Raw genomic sequence first — 18793 nt, 5'->3', positions numbered from 1 at the left:
CTCGACTGGTTAGAGTGCTAAAACTCACTTATTCACTAGCTGATAGTGAAAAAAATAAGACAAAACAAACAATTTACTTATGGAGGGATTACATTATGTTGAAACCTTTAGGAAATCGCGTACTTCTTGAAGTGAAAAAAGAAGAAGAAAAAACTGCAAGCGGCTTGGTCCTGCCGGATTCTGCCAAAGAAAAACCACAGACAGCCGTAGTAGTCGCTGCAGGAGAAGGTAGACTGCTTGATAATGGTAACTATTCCAAACCAGCCGTTTCAGTTGGCGACAAAGTTATCTTTGAAAAATATGCCGGATCTGAGATCAAATATCAGGGGACCGAATATTTAGTTGTCAAAGATACAGACATCATTGCGATCGTCGAATAATTCATTCGTTTTAACGATTTCATTTTCAATATAATCAACGAAGGAGAGAATTAAAACATGGCTAAAGATATTAAATTTTCTGAAGATGCCCGTGCAGCAATGCTGCGCGGAGTAGATAAACTGGCAAATACAGTTAAAGTAACATTAGGTCCAAAAGGCCGAAACGTCATTTTAGATAAATCATTCGGTGCTCCTCAAATCACTAATGACGGAGTCACGATCGCAAAAGAAATCGAACTGGAAGATAAATTTGAAAACATGGGTGCCCAGCTGGTCGTTGAAGTGGCAAGCAAAACCAACGATATTGCCGGCGACGGTACAACTACAGCAACTGTATTAGCTCAAGCTATCGTCAACGAAGGTATGAAAAATGTGACAGCTGGTGCTAACCCGGTCGGTATCCGTCGTGGAATCGAAATGGCAACGAAGAAAGCTGTTGAGTCACTTCGCGAGATTTCAACACAAGTTGCTGACAAAGAATCTATTGCACAGATCGCAGCAATCTCTTCCGGAGACGAGGAAATCGGTCACTTGCTTGCAGACGCTATGGAAAGAGTCGGCAGTGACGGCGTAATCACGATAGAAGAGTCTCAAGGTATCGAAACAGAACTGGATGTCGTTGAAGGGATGCAGTTTGACCGTGGATACTTATCTCAGTACATGGTGACAGACAACGAGAAGATGGAAGCTAGTCTTGATAATCCGTATGTCCTGATCACAGACAAGAAAATCTCATCTGTTCAGGAGATTTTACCCGTCCTTGAAAATATCATGCAGCAGAATCGTCCGCTGCTGATCATTGCTGATGATATCGAAGGCGAAGCTCTTCCTACATTAGTCCTGAACAAGATCCGTGGCACATTGAATGTTGTTGCCGTTAAAGCACCTGGCTTCGGTGATCGCCGTAAAGGTATGCTTGAGGATATCGCTACACTGACGAACGGAACTGTCGTTACAAGTGACTTAGGTCTGGATCTTAAAGATATGACCATCGACCAGCTAGGTACGGCAGGTAAAGTCGTTGTGACGAAAGATGATACAACGATCGTTGAAGGTGCCGGTGATGCAGCATCCATCGAACAGCGTGTCGGCATGCTGCGTTCTCAAGCTGAAGAAACCACCTCTGAGTTTGACCGTGAAAAACTTCAGGAACGTATCGCCAAGTTAGCCGGCGGTGTGGCTGTGATCAAAGTGGGTGCAGCAACTGAAACGGAAATCAAAGAACGTAAACTGCGTATTGAAGATGCATTGAATGCTGCACGTGCGGCCGTTGAAGAAGGCGTGATTGCCGGCGGAGGGACTGCATATATCAATATCTTAAATAAACTGGAAGAAATCGACGCTGAAGGCGACGAAGAGACCGGCGTGAAGATCGTCCTGCGTGCTTTGGAAGAACCTGTCCGTCAGATCGCTCAAAATGCTGGACTTGACGGCAGTGTCATCGTTGAACGTCTGAAACATGTTGAGCCAGGAATTGGCTTTAACGCCGCAACTGGGGAAATGGTCAATATGGTTGAAGCGGGTATCATCGATCCAACTAAAGTTACCCGTTCAGCTCTTCAGAATGCTGCATCTGTATCAGCCCTACTTCTTACAACAGAAGCAGCTGTCGCAGAAATCCCTGAAGAAAATGACAATCAGGCTGGCGGAATGAATCCCGGCGGCATGGGCGGCATGATGTAATAACGAGATTTATTTCCTGAACAATATAGATATTTTAGATGAAAAGAGGGTAGGACTTTTGTCCTACCCTCTTTGGTGATGTGCGCCCGGCATGGGCGACAACTTGGTGGTGAAAGTCCACTACAGACTTGGCAGTAGGAACTGTTAGCGAAAGACAAGGGTGTCCGCCGTGAGGCGGAATCTGAAGGAAGTCGGACGCAAATGCTTGCACTGACGAACAGAAACTTCATACCAAGGCTTAATAGAACGGATGAGCTTGCATCACAAAGTGAAGTCCGATACTGCCCGAATTCTATTGAGTAAATGAAGCAGTGACGTGAGCAGAAGGTTGTCGTTCTTACCCGGGGAGGTCTCGTCAGCGCTTAGTAGTAACAACGAATGGCGAGAAGTCAGCCGAGGTCATAGTAGGGAAAATGTACCGAAGGACCGAACAATATCAATACTTTGAAGATTGGAGGTTAGGCATTATGACAAACGCAGAAAACGACCCACGGGTTGGCAAACTACAAAGGGATAAGCTGGAAGCGAAAGAGTATGTAGATGTGCGGAGTAATCGCCTAGGTGAATGTAAAGACAAGTATGGTGAGTCTCTCATGAGGCTCGTTGTAAGTGAGAAGAATCTATTTGAAGCGGCTAAAATTGTTAAACGCAATAAAGGAGCTGCTGGAGTAGATGGTATGACAGTTAATGAGATAGAATCACATATCATGGAAATGAGTCCGTATTTAAAAAAGAAACTGTTAGACGGCACCTATAAACCACAACCGGTCAGACGGGTGGAAATTCCCAAAGCGAATGGGGGTATCCGAAAACTGGGCATTCCAGTGGTACGGGACCGAGTGGTCCAGCAAGCCATCAGGCAAGTGATAGAACCTATCATTGATAAACATTTCCTCCCACACAGTCATGGGTTCCGTAAAGGGAAAAGCAATCATACAGCTCTGAAAGAGTGTGTCGACTATTATCAGCAAGGCTACAAAGTGGCCGTCGATTGTGACCTGAAACAGTGCTTTGACACACTCAATCATGATAAGCTGATGTACTATCTCGAACAGTATATACAGGACAAAATGATTCTGAAAATTATCCGTAAGTTCTTACAGAGCGGTGTCATAGATCTGTCTGGCGAATTCGTAGAAAGTAACACAGGCGCACCACAAGGTGGCGTGATTTCGCCCCTACTCAGTAACGTATACTTACATGAACTGGATAAAGAAATGAAGCAGAGAGGACATCGTTTCGTTCGGTTCGCTGATGACTTCGTCATCTTTGTGAAGTCAAAACGAGCCGGTGAACGTGTGCTCCAAAGCATCACTCGCTTCATTGAAAAAGACCTGAAACTAACTGTCAACCAAGAGAAAAGTAAAGTGGGTTCACCAACGCGTTTAAAGTTCTTGGGTTGTCTGATAACCACAGTGAATGGGGTCTGTCGCTACAGACCTTCGAACGAAGCCAAAGCGAAATTCATTCGCACCTTGAAACGCTTGACCAAACGTAAGCGAGCAGGGAAGTTTGATGAGATTGTCAAAGAGATAAACAGCCGAACAAGAGGCTGGATAAATTATTTTGGCACAGGCTTCATCAAAACCTTCGTAACTAAAGTGGAGCAATGGCTCCATCACCGAATCAGGCAGCTAATTTTAAAGAGATGGAAAAATCCACGTACTAAGATTAGCAGATTAATGCGCTTAGGTCTAGATATAGATAGTGCCAAACGCATAGGCTATTCCAGAAAGAAATACTGGAGACTGTCAAAAACACCTGAAGTTCATTGGGTGCTTACAACGAAAAGACTCTACCGGTGGAACGTAGTTTCACTACGAGACCTGGCAGAGTCTGCTTACTTAAGATATTGAACCGCCGTATACGGAACCGTACGTACGGTGGTGTGAGAGGACGATAAATGAATTAATCATTTATCTCCTACTCGATTCCGAATCATTTGTTATAAACGTGTTCCAATAAACAGCCCCGCCGATAACTCCTTCAGCAGTTATCGGCGGGGCTGCGTTAGAAGCTACAGGGCTAAACGCTTTTTGTCCCGTCCTCTTAAATTCTTTGATCGATCAGAGACTCATGCCGGAATGATGATCTTGGGCCGACGTTAGAGCGCTGATAAATATTCTTGAAATTTATACAAAAAATAAGCTGAGAGCCAGCAGGCCGACTTCTACACTGCTGAAAAGGACTACATTTTTGATAGCTACCACAAACGTTTCCGTTTTTATCTGTTTTTGGTTGTAGGCATTCAAGTTCTTTTTGATCAAGGGGAAAGTAATGAAAACAGCGAGCATTAAAGGATGAAGGTACCCCAGGACAACAGATAAAGCGATGATCACATAACTGAGATACATCAACAGATTAAAAAGTAAAACAGCTCTTTCTTTCCCGATATAAAAGGGGAGAGTAAACCGGTTATTGACGATATCCTCTTCAAGGTCACACGTGTTGTTAGCTAGCATGATATTTGAAATCAGAAATACAGTCGGCAATGATACTAAAAAGACTGAAAAGATAGCCTGCAGATTACCGGTCAGTAAAAATTCAGGTCCCTCAAAAGCTAAACGGATCAGACTGCCATCTGAATCATTGATCAGCACTGCAATAAAGAAAATGCCAAAGCCCATAGTCAGTCCGGAAAGTATTTCTCCCAATGGCGTTCTAGAGATAGGTATTGGTCCGAACGTATAAAAGATCCCTATAGCAAAACAAACAACCCCGATAGCCAAAAGTAAAAATGTTGTCCGATAGACTAGTATTAAACCCAGTACTATGGAAAGTCCAAGCATAATAAAAATCAGACGAATCACTTTCTTTTCTGATAAACCGGTACGTCCGATAATATTGACGTTCTGCTGATATGTTTTATCTTTTGCTTTTTGAAAATCCATTAGATTATTAATGGCTGTTGTCGTCATATCAAACAAAATCATGGCGACAAAAAAGAGAAGCGTGTTCCAAAAGTTGAATTCGGAAAAGTAGTAAGCCGAAAACAACACGCCGAGGAGGAACGGGAATAAACTGGCGATTTTAGTTTGTATTTCCACTAATTTCATGAATACAGATACTTTCATTTTGATCTTCCTTCTTTTTCTATTTTGATTCTTTGCAACTAGCATGACATTACTGCTTCTAAAATACTCTGCTATAGAGTATAACATAAAACTACAGGAGGAAATATGAGATTTTATCTTCTGACATTTTATATTAGTGAGAGAAATAAGGATAAAAAAAACAAGGACGTAGTCGGAAAGACGGTGTGAGACAATAATTGTCACATAAAATTAATATTCTCTCGAGTTATTGAAATTTGTCTCATATTAACTAGACAAAATTTTTCTTCTAATGTATAATTAATCCTGTTGCATGTGAAAGTTTAAACATTGTCTGCTGTTCTATTTTCAGACGCAATCTGCCTTTTAGGGTTTATAAATAAGTATTATCATAATCTTGTAAGAAAAGTTTGTTTAAACTGTTGTGTAAAAAATATTAAGGAGTGGGAAGAATGTCCCAAAAAAACATAGTCGTCGTCGGTGCGGGATTTGCCGGAGTTGCGGCAACTAAAAGACTCGCTAAACGATTCAAGAAAAATGAAGATGTTACGATTACATTGATCGATCGTCATCCTTATCAAACATATATGACTGAACTTCATGAAGTTGCTGGTGGGCGTGTAGAACCTGATGCGATTCAGTTTGATCTGCAGCGTCTGTTCAGCCGTAAGAAGAACGTGAAGTTGGTGACTGACAATGTACTTGATATCGATCATGATAAAAACATAGTCAAGACTGAGAATGATTCTTATTCATTCGATTATCTGATTTTAGGTATGGGTGGAGAACCCAACGACTTTGGCACTCCTGGTGTTAAAGACCATGCCTTCACACTGTGGTCTATGGAAGATGCAATCAAGATTCGTGAACACATTGAGAGCACAGTTGCCGAAGCCTCAACTGTACGTGACGATGCCAAGCGTAAAGCCATGCTGACATTCACTGTCTGCGGCTCCGGTTTTACAGGGATCGAAATGGTCGGTGAACTCGCAGACTGGAAAGACCGTCTTGCAAAAGATCATAAAGTCGATCCAGATGAAATCTCACTGATCGTTGTTGAAGCTATTCCGACTATTTTAAATATGATATCACGTAAAAATGCTGAAAAAGCAGAACGTTATATGGAAAAAAGAGGAATCAAAATCCTCAAAAGTTCTCCTATTGTAAAAGTGGCACCTGATCATATCGAACTGAAATCTGGAGAAAAAATACCGACACATACTCTTATCTGGACAGCCGGTGTTAAAGCCAACTCTGATACAGAAGATTTCGGACTGGAAAAAGCACGTGCCAATCGTTTAGTGGCTAATGAGTACATGGAAGCTGAAGGTTATGATGATGTTTATGTTATCGGTGACCTGGTTTACTATGTAGAGGAAGATGGGGCTCCAACTCCTCAAATCGTTCAGGCTGCTGAACAGACCGGACATACAGCTGCCGAAAACATTGCCGCTGCTATTGAAGGTACTGAAAAGCACAAACATGAAAGTAATTATCAGGGCTTCATGGTTTCCATCGGATCGACATATGGTGTAGCTGAATTGATGGGCAAGTATAATCTCTCTGGCTTCTTTGCTATTTTAGTTAAACACTTGGTCAATCTTCTTTACTTCTTTGAAATCCGTTCTGGATACTATGCCGTTCAATATGTTTTCCATGAGTTCTTCCATATTAGAGATAAACGGAATATTTTCCGCGGACATCTTTCCCGATATGGCAATGTGCTGTGGAGTGTTCCACTGAGGGTATTCTTCGGTAGTATGTGGCTCGTTGAAGGACTGAAAAAAGCTTTTGGTTTATTCGGTTCAGAAAGCTGGTTCACTGATAGAGTGGCTTTACCATTCTCATGGCTCCAGGATGCAACTTCCGGTGCTTCACCTGCTGCCGAAACAGCAGCGGCTGATCCGGTATTTGGACTAAGTTATGTATATGGTGAAGAACCTATGATGATTTTAAAGGAAGCACCAGGCTGGTTTGAAGCGATCATGGAGTTTATGATTCCAAATACCGACATTGCTCTTATTTTCCAGAAAGTTATGACACTTGTTGAAATTGGTGTAGGTCTGGCGCTTATTTTCGGATTGTTCACTTGGCTTGTTAGTGCTTTAACTATTGCTCTGGTAGCCAGCTTTACTTTATCCGGTATGTTCTATTGGGTGAATATCTGGTTCGTCTTTGTAGCTCTTTCATTAATGAATGGTTCCGGCCGTGCATTCGGTTTAGATTACTACGCTATTCCATGGATACAGAAGGTTGCTGGAAATTGGTGGTATGGAAAAACAAAGCCAGTATATAAACAGAAATAACTTTTTCAATTAAATAACTAAAAAAGAGTGAAGGATGAATGATGCTCTCCTTCATTCTTTTTTATCGTTTTAAAATATTTTAATTCAATGGTCTGTTCTGATCGTAGAATAATGGTAAACTAAAAGAGACTGCTAAAGTGAAAAATAGAATGGTATCCAGGAGGCCAATGCCGAGAGTATATTTATTGGCTGCTGTGTTAGTGTTGGTTGTACCAACGCCCTCCCTGCGAAAACTGTGTCAAAAAAAGGAAAGAGGAATCAAGATGGAGATACATCCAATGTGGGACGCCTATCCTGAAGTAAAGTCTGAACTAAAAGAGACGCTTACGATGATCGATAAGGAGATATTCCTTCGAAATAAGGAAGTTGAAGCGGCTATCTTAGATATGCTTCATTCAGGCGGGAAACTTTTGCGTCCAGCCTACACTCTGTTATTTTCAAGTTTTGGTGAAGAGCATTCGCCTGAAAGAGCACGTAGTCTAGCTGCGGCCATAGAGCTGCTGCATACAGCTACCTTAATTCATGATGATATTATAGATGAAGCTTCAACAAGACGAAGCAAGCAGACGATTCAAGATAAATACGGGAAAGATGTTGCAGTATATGCCGGGGACTATCTGTTTACTGTCTTTTTCCGTATTCTAGCCAAACATGCTGAATCAATGGAGAATTTGACGATCAGTACGGATGGTATGGAGCGTATTTTAATGGGGGAATTGAATCAGATGCATTTACGCTATAAAAAAGATATGAGCATCCGTGAATATCTGACCCAGATTTCAGGAAAAACAGCTCAGCTCTTTGCTTTATCTTGTTATGCAGGAGCAATGGAGAGTGGCAATTCAAAGTCATTTTCTCGCTACTGTTATTATATCGGAAGTCATATCGGTATGGCTTTCCAGATTATGGATGATGTCCTGGATTATACTCAGTTATCTGAAGATTTTGGTAAGCCTGTTCTGGAAGATGTTAGACAGGGTATCTATACTGCTCCTCTGATTTTTGCTTTAAGAAAGAACAAGAAAGATCTGCTGCCGTTGTTATCGAAAGGTGAGAGAACAACGAAAGAAGAGGCAAGAAAAATACAGCTGCTCGTGACTGAAGCAGATGGAGTGAATGAGGCAAAAAAACTGGCTGAGAAATATACCAAAAAAGCCATGAAGCGTATTGCCGGTCTTCCAGAATCAAAAGAAAAACAAGTGATTGAGGAAATCACACTGAAAATGCTCAATCGTGAAATGTAGAACCAATCAAAAAAGGTTCTATAATAAATCGTGTTGGTGAGTTCTAACGAACTCGCTGGCACGGTTTTTTGTATATCAATAGAAAAAGGCCAGTAGATTCCCTTATAATTAAGTCGACGAAAACCAAACAAAGGAGAATCTACATGACCTACTCTCATATTATACGAAATTCATTAAATATTAAAGATGAAAATATTATTTTTGATATCAATGACTATCTTTGCCCAGAAGAAACTATTAAAGATACAAACTATATTGTTTACCAAGGAACTCTTACATACAAGCCGAAGGCCTGTCATCACTGCGGGGCTGTAAACCAAGATTATTCCATCACTAAGCATGGTACAAAAATATCTACAATAAAATTAGGGAACATCCTCTTTAAACCTGCCTTGTTAAGGTTAAGAAAGCAACGCTATATGTGTCACGAATGTGGGCGAACTTTTATGGCAAAAACATCTCTGGTGAATAAATACTGTTTCATTTCTAACCCTATCAAGAATGTTGTTTCTTATGAATTATCCGAAACACAAAGTATGAAAACTATTGCTAAACGTGTTTCAGTATCATCATCTACAGTTATAAGACTGCTGGAAAGTACTGGAGAAACCCTCGAACCTTCAAGGTTCGAACTACCTGAACACCTTTCTTTTGATGAGTTTAAATCAGTGAAGGAAGCTGCTGGTTCTATGAGTTTTATTTTTACTAATTCTCAAACCCATGACATTATAGATATCGTTGAAAATAGGCAGCAGAAAGAACTCATTGCTTATTTCCAACGTTATCCCTATGACCTACGAAAAAAAGTCAAGACAGTAACGTTGGATATGTATAGCCCCTATTTAAAAGTTATACATGACTGTTTCCCGAATGCCGAACTAATTATTGATCGATTCCACATTGTCCAACATATGAATAGAGCCTTAAATCGTTTACGTATAGAGATTATGAAAACTGTTAAATATACTCGCCCTCGGGATTATTCTAAACTAAAGAAACAATGGAAAATCATTTTAAAGAATGTCTGGAGTGTTGATTTTGAACACTACTTTACTCATCGACTTTACGATGGCCAGGTCACAGAAAAAATGATGGTCAATTATCTCTTGTCAATCGATGACCAATTCCAGTGGATTTATGATTTAATCAATGACTTGAAATGGCACCTCTCTACCGGTAACTATGAGGAATTCGTCAATCAGCTTGAACGAAGTAAGGAAAGATCTATCAAAAGATATGTTAGGACTACCTTCCAGACACTAGAAAAATACTTAGATTCAATAGAAAATTCTTGCACTTATACCTTGTCCAACGGACATTTAGAAGGCATTAACAATAAAATTAAAACATTGAAACGAAGCGGCTATGGTTACCATAATTTCAGACATTTGAGAGCCCGTATTCTCATCAGCTTTAAGTTAACAGAAAAAACTGAAAAATCAAACAGACCTTTAACATTTGAAGAAGAAAAGGAAATAGAAAAACAAAGAAACTTAAAAGTCGTATAAAAAGAGGTAGAAACATTTAAGTTTCTACCTCCGGGAATTCTGACCAACACGATTTGACAAAGAACCTCAAAAAAGCTCCCCTGAGGGAGCTTTTTTTGTGCCATATTATATGTACTTCATATATGAAGTGATGCTGAGCTTTCATGGTTTGATATTTTTCTGAATGATCCAGAATTTCATTACATTATAAACTGTTAAGTTTAGCCAATGATCATTGTTACTGGTAAAATGAAGAAAATAAATCAGAGGAGAGATAGAATGAGAGTAGCAGTTGTGCAGCCTGATTTAGCTTTTAAGGAACCAGCGAAGAATTTCAGAAAAATATCTGAACTTATCCGGACAGCGGTCGAGAGAAAAAAACCAGATGTGATCGTACTTCCAGAAATGTGGAATGTCTCTTTCTTCCCGAAGGATCTGGAAGGATGTGCAGATGTTAAAGGTGAAGAGACAAAACGTCTGTTAAGTGATCTGTCAAAGAAATATATGATCAATATCGTCGGAGGTTCGGTGGCAGTTCAGTCTGACGGGAAATTTTACAACACAAGTTATGTTTTCAATCGTAAGGGGGAAGTGGTGCATGTCTATAATAAAGTGCATCTCTTTTCGCCAACACAGGAGCATCAGATTTTTAAAGCTGGAAATCAGATGGGCATTTTTGATATTGATGGTGTAAAAGCGGGAATCGCAATCTGTTACGATCTGCGTTTTCCAGAATGGATCCGTAAAATGGCTCTGGAGGGGATCCAAGTCTTATTTGTTCCAGCTGCTTGGCCGCACCCCCGTATGCGCGCCTGGGAAACCTTGCTATGCGCGCGGGCCATTGAAAATCAATTTTTTGTTGTGGGGGTAAATAGTGTTGGTACAACGGATAAATTGAATTTTTGTGGTCATTCAAGTATTTTCGGACCATCCGGCGAGAGTCTGGCTGCAGCACGAGAAGAAGAAATGGTGTTATGGGCTGATCTGGACCTTACTAGTATCCCGGATATCCGTCGGGAGATCGCTGTTTACAACGACCGGCGCAGGGAATTGTACTAAAGCAAACATGTCCCGGTTTTTCTGATTGCAGAACGAAAGGGATATGCACTGGCATAAAGAGTGCTTCAGTGTGCTGTCTTTTCTAAAGTAAAGCAACTGTTTAGCAGGATGGCTGATTATTTTAAGGAGGCAACAGCATGATAACAGAGTATGACTTTAATGACTTTGAGAACCCGTATAGTCAGTTCAAGACAAAGGAACTGGGGGAACGGCTTTCTCGGGCGCAGCGTTTAATAGGTAATCTTGATATTCCCGTACTTATCATAATAGATGGTTGGGAATCCTCCGGTAAAGGATATGTCATAAAAGATTTAGTGAAGGAATTGAATCCCAAGCATTTCAAGGTAAGCGTCTTTGAAACACCAACGGAAGAAGAACGGACGCGGCCTTTTTTATGCCGCTTCTGGAATAAAACGCCGCGCTATGGAGACATCGCTATTTATGATCGGAGCTTTTATTTTAAGCTGTTCAACGATTTGTCGATTGAACAGGAAGAACTGGAGCAGAATATAGAGGATATCAGTTCGATAGAAAAACAGCTGTTGGATGACAATGCGATCATTATCAAGTTTTTCCTGCACCAGAAAGAAGACACACTGCAAAAGCGGATCGATGAGCTGAAAGGTGACGAATACCGTTCATTTATGATCAGCGAACGTGATGAGGATCAGTATGATCACTATCATGACTATCTTGAACATTTTGATAAAATATTGGAAAAGTCAGACTTCACCTTCAGTAAGTGGCATGTCGTCTCTTCTGAAGATAAAAAAGAGGCCTCAGATAAAGTGCTCGGAATGTCGATCGATCTGATCCATGAAGGTATCGACCGGATCATGGGGATGAAAAATGGGGGCCTTCGCAGACAGATGAGAGATTATGAGCCTATGGAAAAGCCGCTGAACAAATTGAATTTGAATTTGAAGCTGGATGATGATGAATACGATGAATTAAAAGACGAACTGCAGATGGAAGCTCAAGAACTAGCTTTTGAGTTGTACACAAAAGGTATACCGACCATACTGGTCTTTGAGGGTGTAGACGCAGCGGGTAAAGGCGGGGCCATCGAACGTCTGACAAGGGAAATGGACCCTCGGGGTTATGAAGTCGTGACGACGTCGGCGCCATCGCAGCTCGAACGGGAACACCATTACTTATGGCGGTTCTACAAGGATTTTCCAAAAGAAGGCGACATGAAGATTTTTGACCGGAGCTGGTATGGCCGTGTGATGGTCGAGCGTGTGGAAGGTCTGGCTGACATGGAAGAATGGAATCGTGCGTATAAAGAAATCAATCAGATGGAAAAACATCTTTATAATGCCGGTACGCTTATATTGAAATTCTTTATCTATATCGATAAGAATGAACAACTGGATCGGTTCAAAGACCGAGAGACTGAACCGGACAAAGTTTATAAGCTCACTGATGAAGACTGGCGCAATCGTGAAAAATGGAATGAGCACATCGAAGCCATGAATGAGATGCTGGTTCGGACTGATACGGATCATGCGCCCTGGGTCATCGTCGAAGGACAGCAGAAAAAATATGCCAGAATCAAAGTGCTCAAAACATTCATCGAACAGGCCAAAAGGAAGATAGAACAGTGGGATGCATAACTAAAGAACGATCATTTCTTATGGTAGGGGCTTTTTCTGTATGTTATCTGAAAAGCTATGACGTGAGAAACAGCTAGATTCCGGTATAATATAACTGAAGAGAATATCATGCCCGTGTTGATAAAAGTCAGGAGAGGGTAGAATATGGATCAGGAATCCACAGAACATGTGAATAACTTGTTAAACAAGGTCGCAGACTTGAGAGATAGCATCTATGAAGAAGGGACAAAAGCATTCAAAAAATGGGAGAATGAAATCAGCCGTGATGCCTTCGAATTAAGTGCACAGAATCTGGCCTATTATCTTGCGCTCCGAAGACGTGATGTACGAGACATTCAAAGTGAACTCACACCGTGGGGCTTGTCTTCTTTGGGCAGACTAGAGTCCCGTACACTTAATAACATCGATGCTGTCCTGGCCAGTTTATCGGCGATAGCTGGAAAAGACAGTCGATGGTCTTACCCATCCCAATCATCATATATTACTGGTCAGGAACAGTTGAGTAAAAATGCGATTGAACAGTTCGGGAAGCAGCCTCAGAACCGGCATACGCGTATCATGGTCACTTTGCCGTCAGAGGCATCAACAGACAGCAAGTTTCTCAGAGAACTGATCGCTTGCGGTATGAATGTCGCCCGGATCAACTGTGCCCATGATAATACCGAGACTTGGAAAAAAATGGTCGACAAAGTTAGAAAAGCAGCAAAAGACGAACAGACTGAAGTGAAAATACTGATGGATATTGCGGGGCCTAAAATAAGAACAGACTGGGTCTTTACGACTCTGAAAAAGCCCAAAGTCAGTCCTGGGGACAGATGGTATCTGACGAAGGATAATCAGACATTACCTCTAGATTTTGAATCAAAAGTAACTGCCGGATGCAGTATCCCGGAAATATTTGAAACCCTTAAAAAAGGGGACCCGGTCTTATACGATGATGGAACGATTGAATCGGTAGTGGATGAAGTAACGGAAAATGGAGCGGTCCTTAAAGTGAAACGGACCCGTACCGGAAAAAGCGTCCGTGTGAAAGCCGAAAAAGGTCTGAACTTCCCGAAAAGTCAGTTCGATCTTGAAATGCTGACAGCTAAGGACAAGGATGATTTGGGATTTGCTGTTGAACATGCCGATATCCTTGGCTTGTCTTTTGTTAAAGATGCGGACGACATCAAAAAAGTCCAGAAAGAACTTATCCATCAGACAAATAAACAGCGTGCAGCTGAAATCCCTTTGATGGCAAAGATAGAAACGGTTCAGGCTGTGGAAAATCTGCCTGCCATTATCATGACGGCTGCCAGCAGGAATCCATTCAGCGTCATGATCGCTAGAGGAGACTTGGCCGTGGAAACTGGATACAGCCGATTAGCCGAACTTCAGCAGGAAATCATGTGGATCTCTGAAGCGGCTGATATCCCAGTTGTATGGGGGACGGAAGTACTGGATAATATGGTTTCAAGTGGTGTCCCGACAAGAGCCGAAGTGACAGATGCAGCAGAGAGTGGACGGGCAGAATGTGTCATGCTCAACAAAGGCGATCATCTTCCGGAGGGTGTGGCCTTTTTAAGTGAGATACTGGAAAAGATGCAGGAACATCAATACAAAAAGACATCACTTTTGAGAGCGCTAAGTATTGCTGAAGATAAATAGAAGATCTTCAAAACAAAAAAAGCAGAAGCGGGCTGATCATCAACTCGCTTCTGCTTTAAAAATGTAAACTAAGGACAGCCACTGATCTGGCTGTATGGCTGTTCAGTATAAAGGCGTACCAAAAATCTGAGTGGCATAGAGGAATTCACCATCGTAATGAACGCCTACACCGATTTCTTCATATTCCGGTTTGATCATGTTTTCGTAGTGACCTTCACTTTCGACCCAGCCATTGAACAGCAGTTCAGCCATGTCTTCTTCATTCATGTAATAGGTCGCCATCCCCAGGTTTTCGCCCACGACCTTATACGGATAGGATATCCCTTCTTCTTCAAAGACGGTAAAAGGACCTGAGCCACTGGGCCGGGTATGGGAGAAGCTTTCTTCCGTTTCCACAGCACGGATGATAGCAGCGGCTTTCAGCATGTCGTTGGAGGCTAGTGTGTTGAGATTTTGTTCTTCCCTTAATTCATTCACCAATGTCAGTATTGTCTCTTCAACAACATCATAGTCGACGTCTGCATGGGTATTTGATTCCAGTATCGTATTGTTTTTTGATTTCTGACCTTCCTGATCTTGTGTAAAAGAGGTATCTTGAATAAGAGGGAAAGTGTCAAATGAAGACCTTAACTGCTGCAGCTCCATTCGCGTAGGGAAATAATCCACGGCTGTATTCATCCAGCTGCCGGCACGCGTACCGTTCAGCAGGCCGCTTGCCCCGAGCCAGAAGCCTATAGTGAGGACTAATAGTAATGTGATTATTTTTCTTAGAAGTTTCATCATTCTCATGCCTTTCTGTTATTGAATCAGTTTACCAGAAAGTGATTCAAGGAAAAAGTTAAACAGATTATTTTTCATTCTATTTCAATTAGGGCCATTCACTTCAATTCGGGATGCTGCTTTTGTATACTAAAAGAAGTTACGATTAGACGATACATATTTCTAGGAGATAGTGACATGAAAAATATGAATTCAAAAAAGCTCGGCACGATGCCGATGAATAGACTCATTTTAACTCTTTCGGTACCAATGATGATTTCGATGTTCATCCAGTCCCTTTACAATGTGGTCGACAGCATGTTCGTCGCTCAAATCAGCGAAGATGCCTTGGCAGCTCTGTCACTCGTTTTTCCGATTCAGATGCTCATGGTTGCTATCGGTATCGGGACCGGTGTCGGAATGAATGCAGAGTTATCCAAGCGATTAGGAGAAGACGACAGAAAACTGGCGAGTGCTGCGGCCAATAATGGCGTATTCCTGACGCTCTTCCATTATGGGATATTCCTTGTCTTTGGCTTGTTCTTTGTTCGACCATTTTTTGAGATGCAGACGGATAACAGTGAAATTATTCGATACGGAATGGAGTATACGGTACTTATTACGACCCTGTCGATAGGTAAATTGATGCAGTTCACTTATGAACGTATTCTGCAGGCGACCGGCCGGACGTACTATACGATGATCACTCAGGGGACCGGGGCTATCTTGAACATCATCCTTGACCCGATCCTTATCTTCGGATGGTTCGGTGTCCCGGCGCTGGGAGTATATGGTGCTGCTATTGCCACGGTCATCGCACAGATGACATCTGCTACATTAGCCTTTGTCATAAACAGTAAAGTCAACGATGACCTGGATATGCATATTTTCGGAAATAAGCCGGATCTGAAAGTGATCAAGCGTATTTATTCGGTAGGTATCCCGTCGATGGTCATGACCTCTATCACGTCATTAGTGACGCTGATTTTCAATAATATCCTGCTGCAGTTCACACCCACAGCTATAGCGGTATATGGGGTCTATATAAAACTTCAGGGCTTTGCATTCATGCCAGTATTCGGTCTGAATAACGGCATGATCCCTATCGTGTCTTATAACTTCGGAGCCAGAAATAAAGAGCGGATGGTCAACGCGATCAAACTGTCTCTCATGTACGGCGGATTGATCATGTTGACAGGGACCCTCCTGTTTCAAATCTTCCCAGTCCAGTTTTTGAACCTGTTCAGTGCTTCGGATGAAATGCTGAGGATCGGGGTCCCAGCATTGAGAACCATCAGCCTGAGTTTCTTCTTTGCAGGCATAAGCATCATGCTAGGGACTGTTTTTCAGGCTATCGGCAATGCCGTGATCAGTTTATGGATCCAAGTCATCCGGCAACTGCTCGTGCTCGTGCCGGTTGCCTGCGCTTTATCCCTGACTGGAGATGTCAATATGGTCTGGTGGTCCAAGCTGATCTCTGAAAGTGTGACTGTTGTCTTTGCAGTCATGGCTATGCGTTTTATATACAAGAAGAAAATCGAACCATTGAAATAAACAACAGAAGAGAGCCTGGGACAAAGGTGTATCTTAAATCTAAATGGAAATATAAAGCAGAAATAATTTGCTCGATCTACAAAATATTTCTGCTTAGTTGTGTTTAAAAAAGTCCTGGATAAAAATCTTTATGATTTTTTGTTCAGGACTTTTCTGTTTTTAACTGGGATTTCGACTGTGATTTTTATTATAAGCGTGTTCGACAAGTAGGATATCATTTAGGAATCTAACCTGTCGAAGTTGACTATGTTCGGTAAGTAGCTGACGAAGCCGATAAGCTACATACCGAATTAACCCTCTATTCGACACTTTGATAAGCGATTTGACGTGCTACTTACCGAATAAGCGCTTCTTCGGTAAGTAGGTTTCCTTTATCGATTTCTATCGACCGAACATCACCTAGATTCGACAATTAGGAAGAAATAAGGAGAGTATACTTACCGAACTTCGCTACATTCAGCACTTAAGAGAGTGTTAACTGATCCTAATCGTCTAACCTACATCTGATAAGGAAAGCGGTCGACGCATCGACCGCTACCTTTAAATAATCAGAGTATGAAATTTTATTACGCATTTAGATACAAGAATCTATGAAATCAGGATCACTCATCCATCAGTTCTTCCAGTTGGCCGAAACCGCCTTTGATATTCACGATATGAGTATAGCCCCGTTTTTCGAGTGCTCCCAGGGCTATACCGGAACGGACCCCCGACTGGCAGTGAACAAAGACTGGTTCATTTTTGTCAAAAGGAAGATCATCGGTCAGCAGATCCCCGAACAGGACCCGACTGGCTCCTTCCAGATGGTTCTCTTCCCACTCAGACTTACTTCGTACGTCTAAGATATTCAGATCCTGATTTTTCTGCTCATACATCGTCATAAATTGTTCTGATTCGATAGTCAGAGAAACGGTATCCAGGTCTAAACTATCCGGACTGATGTAACCTTTTACTTTATCGTAGCCGATGAGCTGCAACTGTTTAGCTGCTTCGTCGGCATCATTTTTGCTGCCAATGAAGGTCAGATTTTTGTCGTAATCAAGGAACCACCCGGCGTAACTGAGAAAACTCTCGTTCATAGGAATATTAAGTGTTCCGTGCTTATGTCCGGACTGATAAACCTCTTTTGGACGAAGATCGATCGTCAACTCAGTCAGCTCGTTTGTCGAAACGGGATAGGTCCGTGTATCCGCAGCCAGAGGGATATCGATCTTGTTGATTTTTTTCATTTGGGCAAAGTAATGCGGCGGTTCCGGCTGATCTTCTACGAGTTCTTTTTTGAATTCTTTTTCATCAGTATACTGGAATGCCCAGTTATTTTCTTTTTCATAACCGAGGGTACTCATCGGCACTGCGCCCAGTGACTTTCCGCAGGCACTTCCTGCACCATGTCCTGGCCAGATTTGAAGATGGTCCGGCAATTCTTTGGCTTTCTGCACAGATCCATACATTTCTTCAGCTCCAGATTCAGTCGTACCTTCCAGTTTAGCAGCTGTTTCAAGCAGATCTGGACGGCCGACATCACCGACGAAAAGGAAATCGCCCGAGAAGATACCCATCGGGATGGAAGAACCGCCGCCTTTGTCTGTCAGTAAGAAGGATAGGCTTTCTGGTGTATGCCCTGGGGTATGCATCACATCGAGGATGATGTTGCCGATTTCAATGGTATCACCTTCTGCCAGGAATACAGTATTGTCAGGCATGTTCTGGTATTTCCAATCCTCACCACCCATGTCAGAAACGTAGGGAACGGCGTCCAGTTTACGGCTGACATCTCGCAGTCCAGACGCGAAGTCGGCATGGATATGAGTTTCCGCTGTTTTTGTGATTCTTAATCCTTCTGCTTCGGCAGTCTCGATATAGTCTTCGATATCCCGAAGAGGGTCTATGATGATGGCTTCGCCAGTCTGCTGACAGCCGACAAGATAAGCCATTTGTGCGAGTTGTTTATCAAAAAAAGATTTAAAATACATGTAATCAGCTCCTTGAATGAATAAAAGATTCT

Annotated in this window: 13 protein-coding genes; 10 read left to right on the top strand and 3 right to left on the bottom strand. The window is 42.0% G+C overall.

Annotated elements, in window-relative coordinates:
* Positions 1-95: 95 nt before the first annotated feature.
* From groES to ltrA, 3 genes are all read left to right on the top strand, one after another.
* Complete coding sequence (gene groES, locus AB4027_RS10180; RefSeq protein ID WP_091488620.1) at positions 96-380, top strand: co-chaperone GroES; 285 nt, start codon at positions 96-98, stop codon at positions 378-380.
* Between the two features lie 57 nt (positions 381-437).
* The gene (groL, locus tag AB4027_RS10175) at positions 438-2063 is read left to right on the top strand and encodes a chaperonin GroEL (RefSeq protein WP_091488622.1); all 1626 of its coding nucleotides are present in this window, start codon (positions 438-440) and stop codon (positions 2061-2063) included.
* A gap of 467 nt (positions 2064-2530) precedes the next feature.
* Positions 2531-3919 (top strand): group II intron reverse transcriptase/maturase, encoded by a 1389-nt coding sequence (ltrA, locus tag AB4027_RS10170; protein ID WP_368645238.1) that lies wholly within the window; start codon positions 2531-2533, stop codon positions 3917-3919.
* Between the two features lie 276 nt (positions 3920-4195).
* Here the strand turns inward: ltrA and menA are convergent, their stop codons facing one another.
* Entirely contained in the window at positions 4196-5137 is a 942-nt protein-coding gene (gene menA / locus AB4027_RS10165) for a 1,4-dihydroxy-2-naphthoate polyprenyltransferase (RefSeq protein WP_368645249.1), read from the bottom strand.
* 431 nt (positions 5138-5568) lie between these two features.
* Between menA and AB4027_RS10160 the strand changes: the two genes are divergently transcribed.
* The 6 genes from AB4027_RS10160 (at position 5569) to AB4027_RS10135 (ending at position 14475) form a co-directional block, all read left to right on the top strand.
* A complete protein-coding gene (locus AB4027_RS10160) occupies positions 5569-7422 on the top strand; it encodes an FAD-dependent oxidoreductase (RefSeq protein WP_368645248.1) in 1854 nt (617 codons plus the stop codon).
* Positions 7423-7685: 263 nt separating this feature from the next.
* Positions 7686-8666, top strand: a complete 981-nt coding sequence (locus AB4027_RS10155; RefSeq protein WP_091488627.1) for a polyprenyl synthetase family protein — start codon at positions 7686-7688, stop codon at positions 8664-8666.
* 143 nt (positions 8667-8809) lie between these two features.
* A complete protein-coding gene (locus AB4027_RS10150; protein ID WP_368644794.1) occupies positions 8810-10174 on the top strand; it encodes an ISL3 family transposase in 1365 nt (454 codons plus the stop codon).
* 258 nt (positions 10175-10432) lie between these two features.
* Positions 10433-11212, top strand: a complete 780-nt coding sequence (locus tag AB4027_RS10145) for a carbon-nitrogen family hydrolase (RefSeq protein ID WP_368645247.1) — start codon at positions 10433-10435, stop codon at positions 11210-11212.
* A gap of 137 nt (positions 11213-11349) precedes the next feature.
* Positions 11350-12828 (top strand): phosphate:AMP phosphotransferase, encoded by a 1479-nt coding sequence (locus AB4027_RS10140; RefSeq protein ID WP_368645246.1) that lies wholly within the window; start codon positions 11350-11352, stop codon positions 12826-12828.
* 144 nt (positions 12829-12972) lie between these two features.
* Positions 12973-14475: a pyruvate kinase gene (locus AB4027_RS10135; RefSeq protein ID WP_368645245.1), complete on the top strand. Its 1503-nt coding sequence runs from the start codon at positions 12973-12975 to the stop codon at positions 14473-14475.
* A 102-nt stretch (positions 14476-14577) separates the two neighbouring features.
* Here AB4027_RS10135 and AB4027_RS10130 read toward each other — a convergent pair whose 3' ends face one another.
* Complete coding sequence (locus tag AB4027_RS10130) at positions 14578-15258, bottom strand: CAP domain-containing protein (protein ID WP_368645244.1); 681 nt, start codon at positions 15256-15258, stop codon at positions 14578-14580.
* Positions 15259-15432: 174 nt separating this feature from the next.
* Here AB4027_RS10130 and AB4027_RS10125 point away from each other — a divergent pair, with 174 nt between their 5' ends.
* Positions 15433-16788, top strand: coding sequence for an MATE family efflux transporter (locus AB4027_RS10125; RefSeq protein ID WP_368645243.1), 1356 nt, complete (start codon positions 15433-15435; stop codon positions 16786-16788).
* Between the two features lie 602 nt (positions 16789-17390).
* Here AB4027_RS10125 and AB4027_RS10120 read toward each other — a convergent pair.
* Positions 17391-18761, bottom strand: coding sequence for a rhodanese-like domain-containing protein (locus tag AB4027_RS10120; protein ID WP_368645242.1), 1371 nt, complete (start codon positions 18759-18761; stop codon positions 17391-17393).
* Between the last annotated feature and the right edge of the window lie 32 nt (positions 18762-18793).

The sequence above is a fragment of the Alkalibacterium putridalgicola genome, from assembly GCF_040959045.1.
Lineage (GTDB): Bacteria > Bacillota > Bacilli > Lactobacillales > Carnobacteriaceae_A > Alkalibacterium > Alkalibacterium putridalgicola.
The sequence above is the reverse complement of the archived record's forward strand: the minus strand, read 5'-3'. Positions and strand labels throughout refer to the sequence as shown.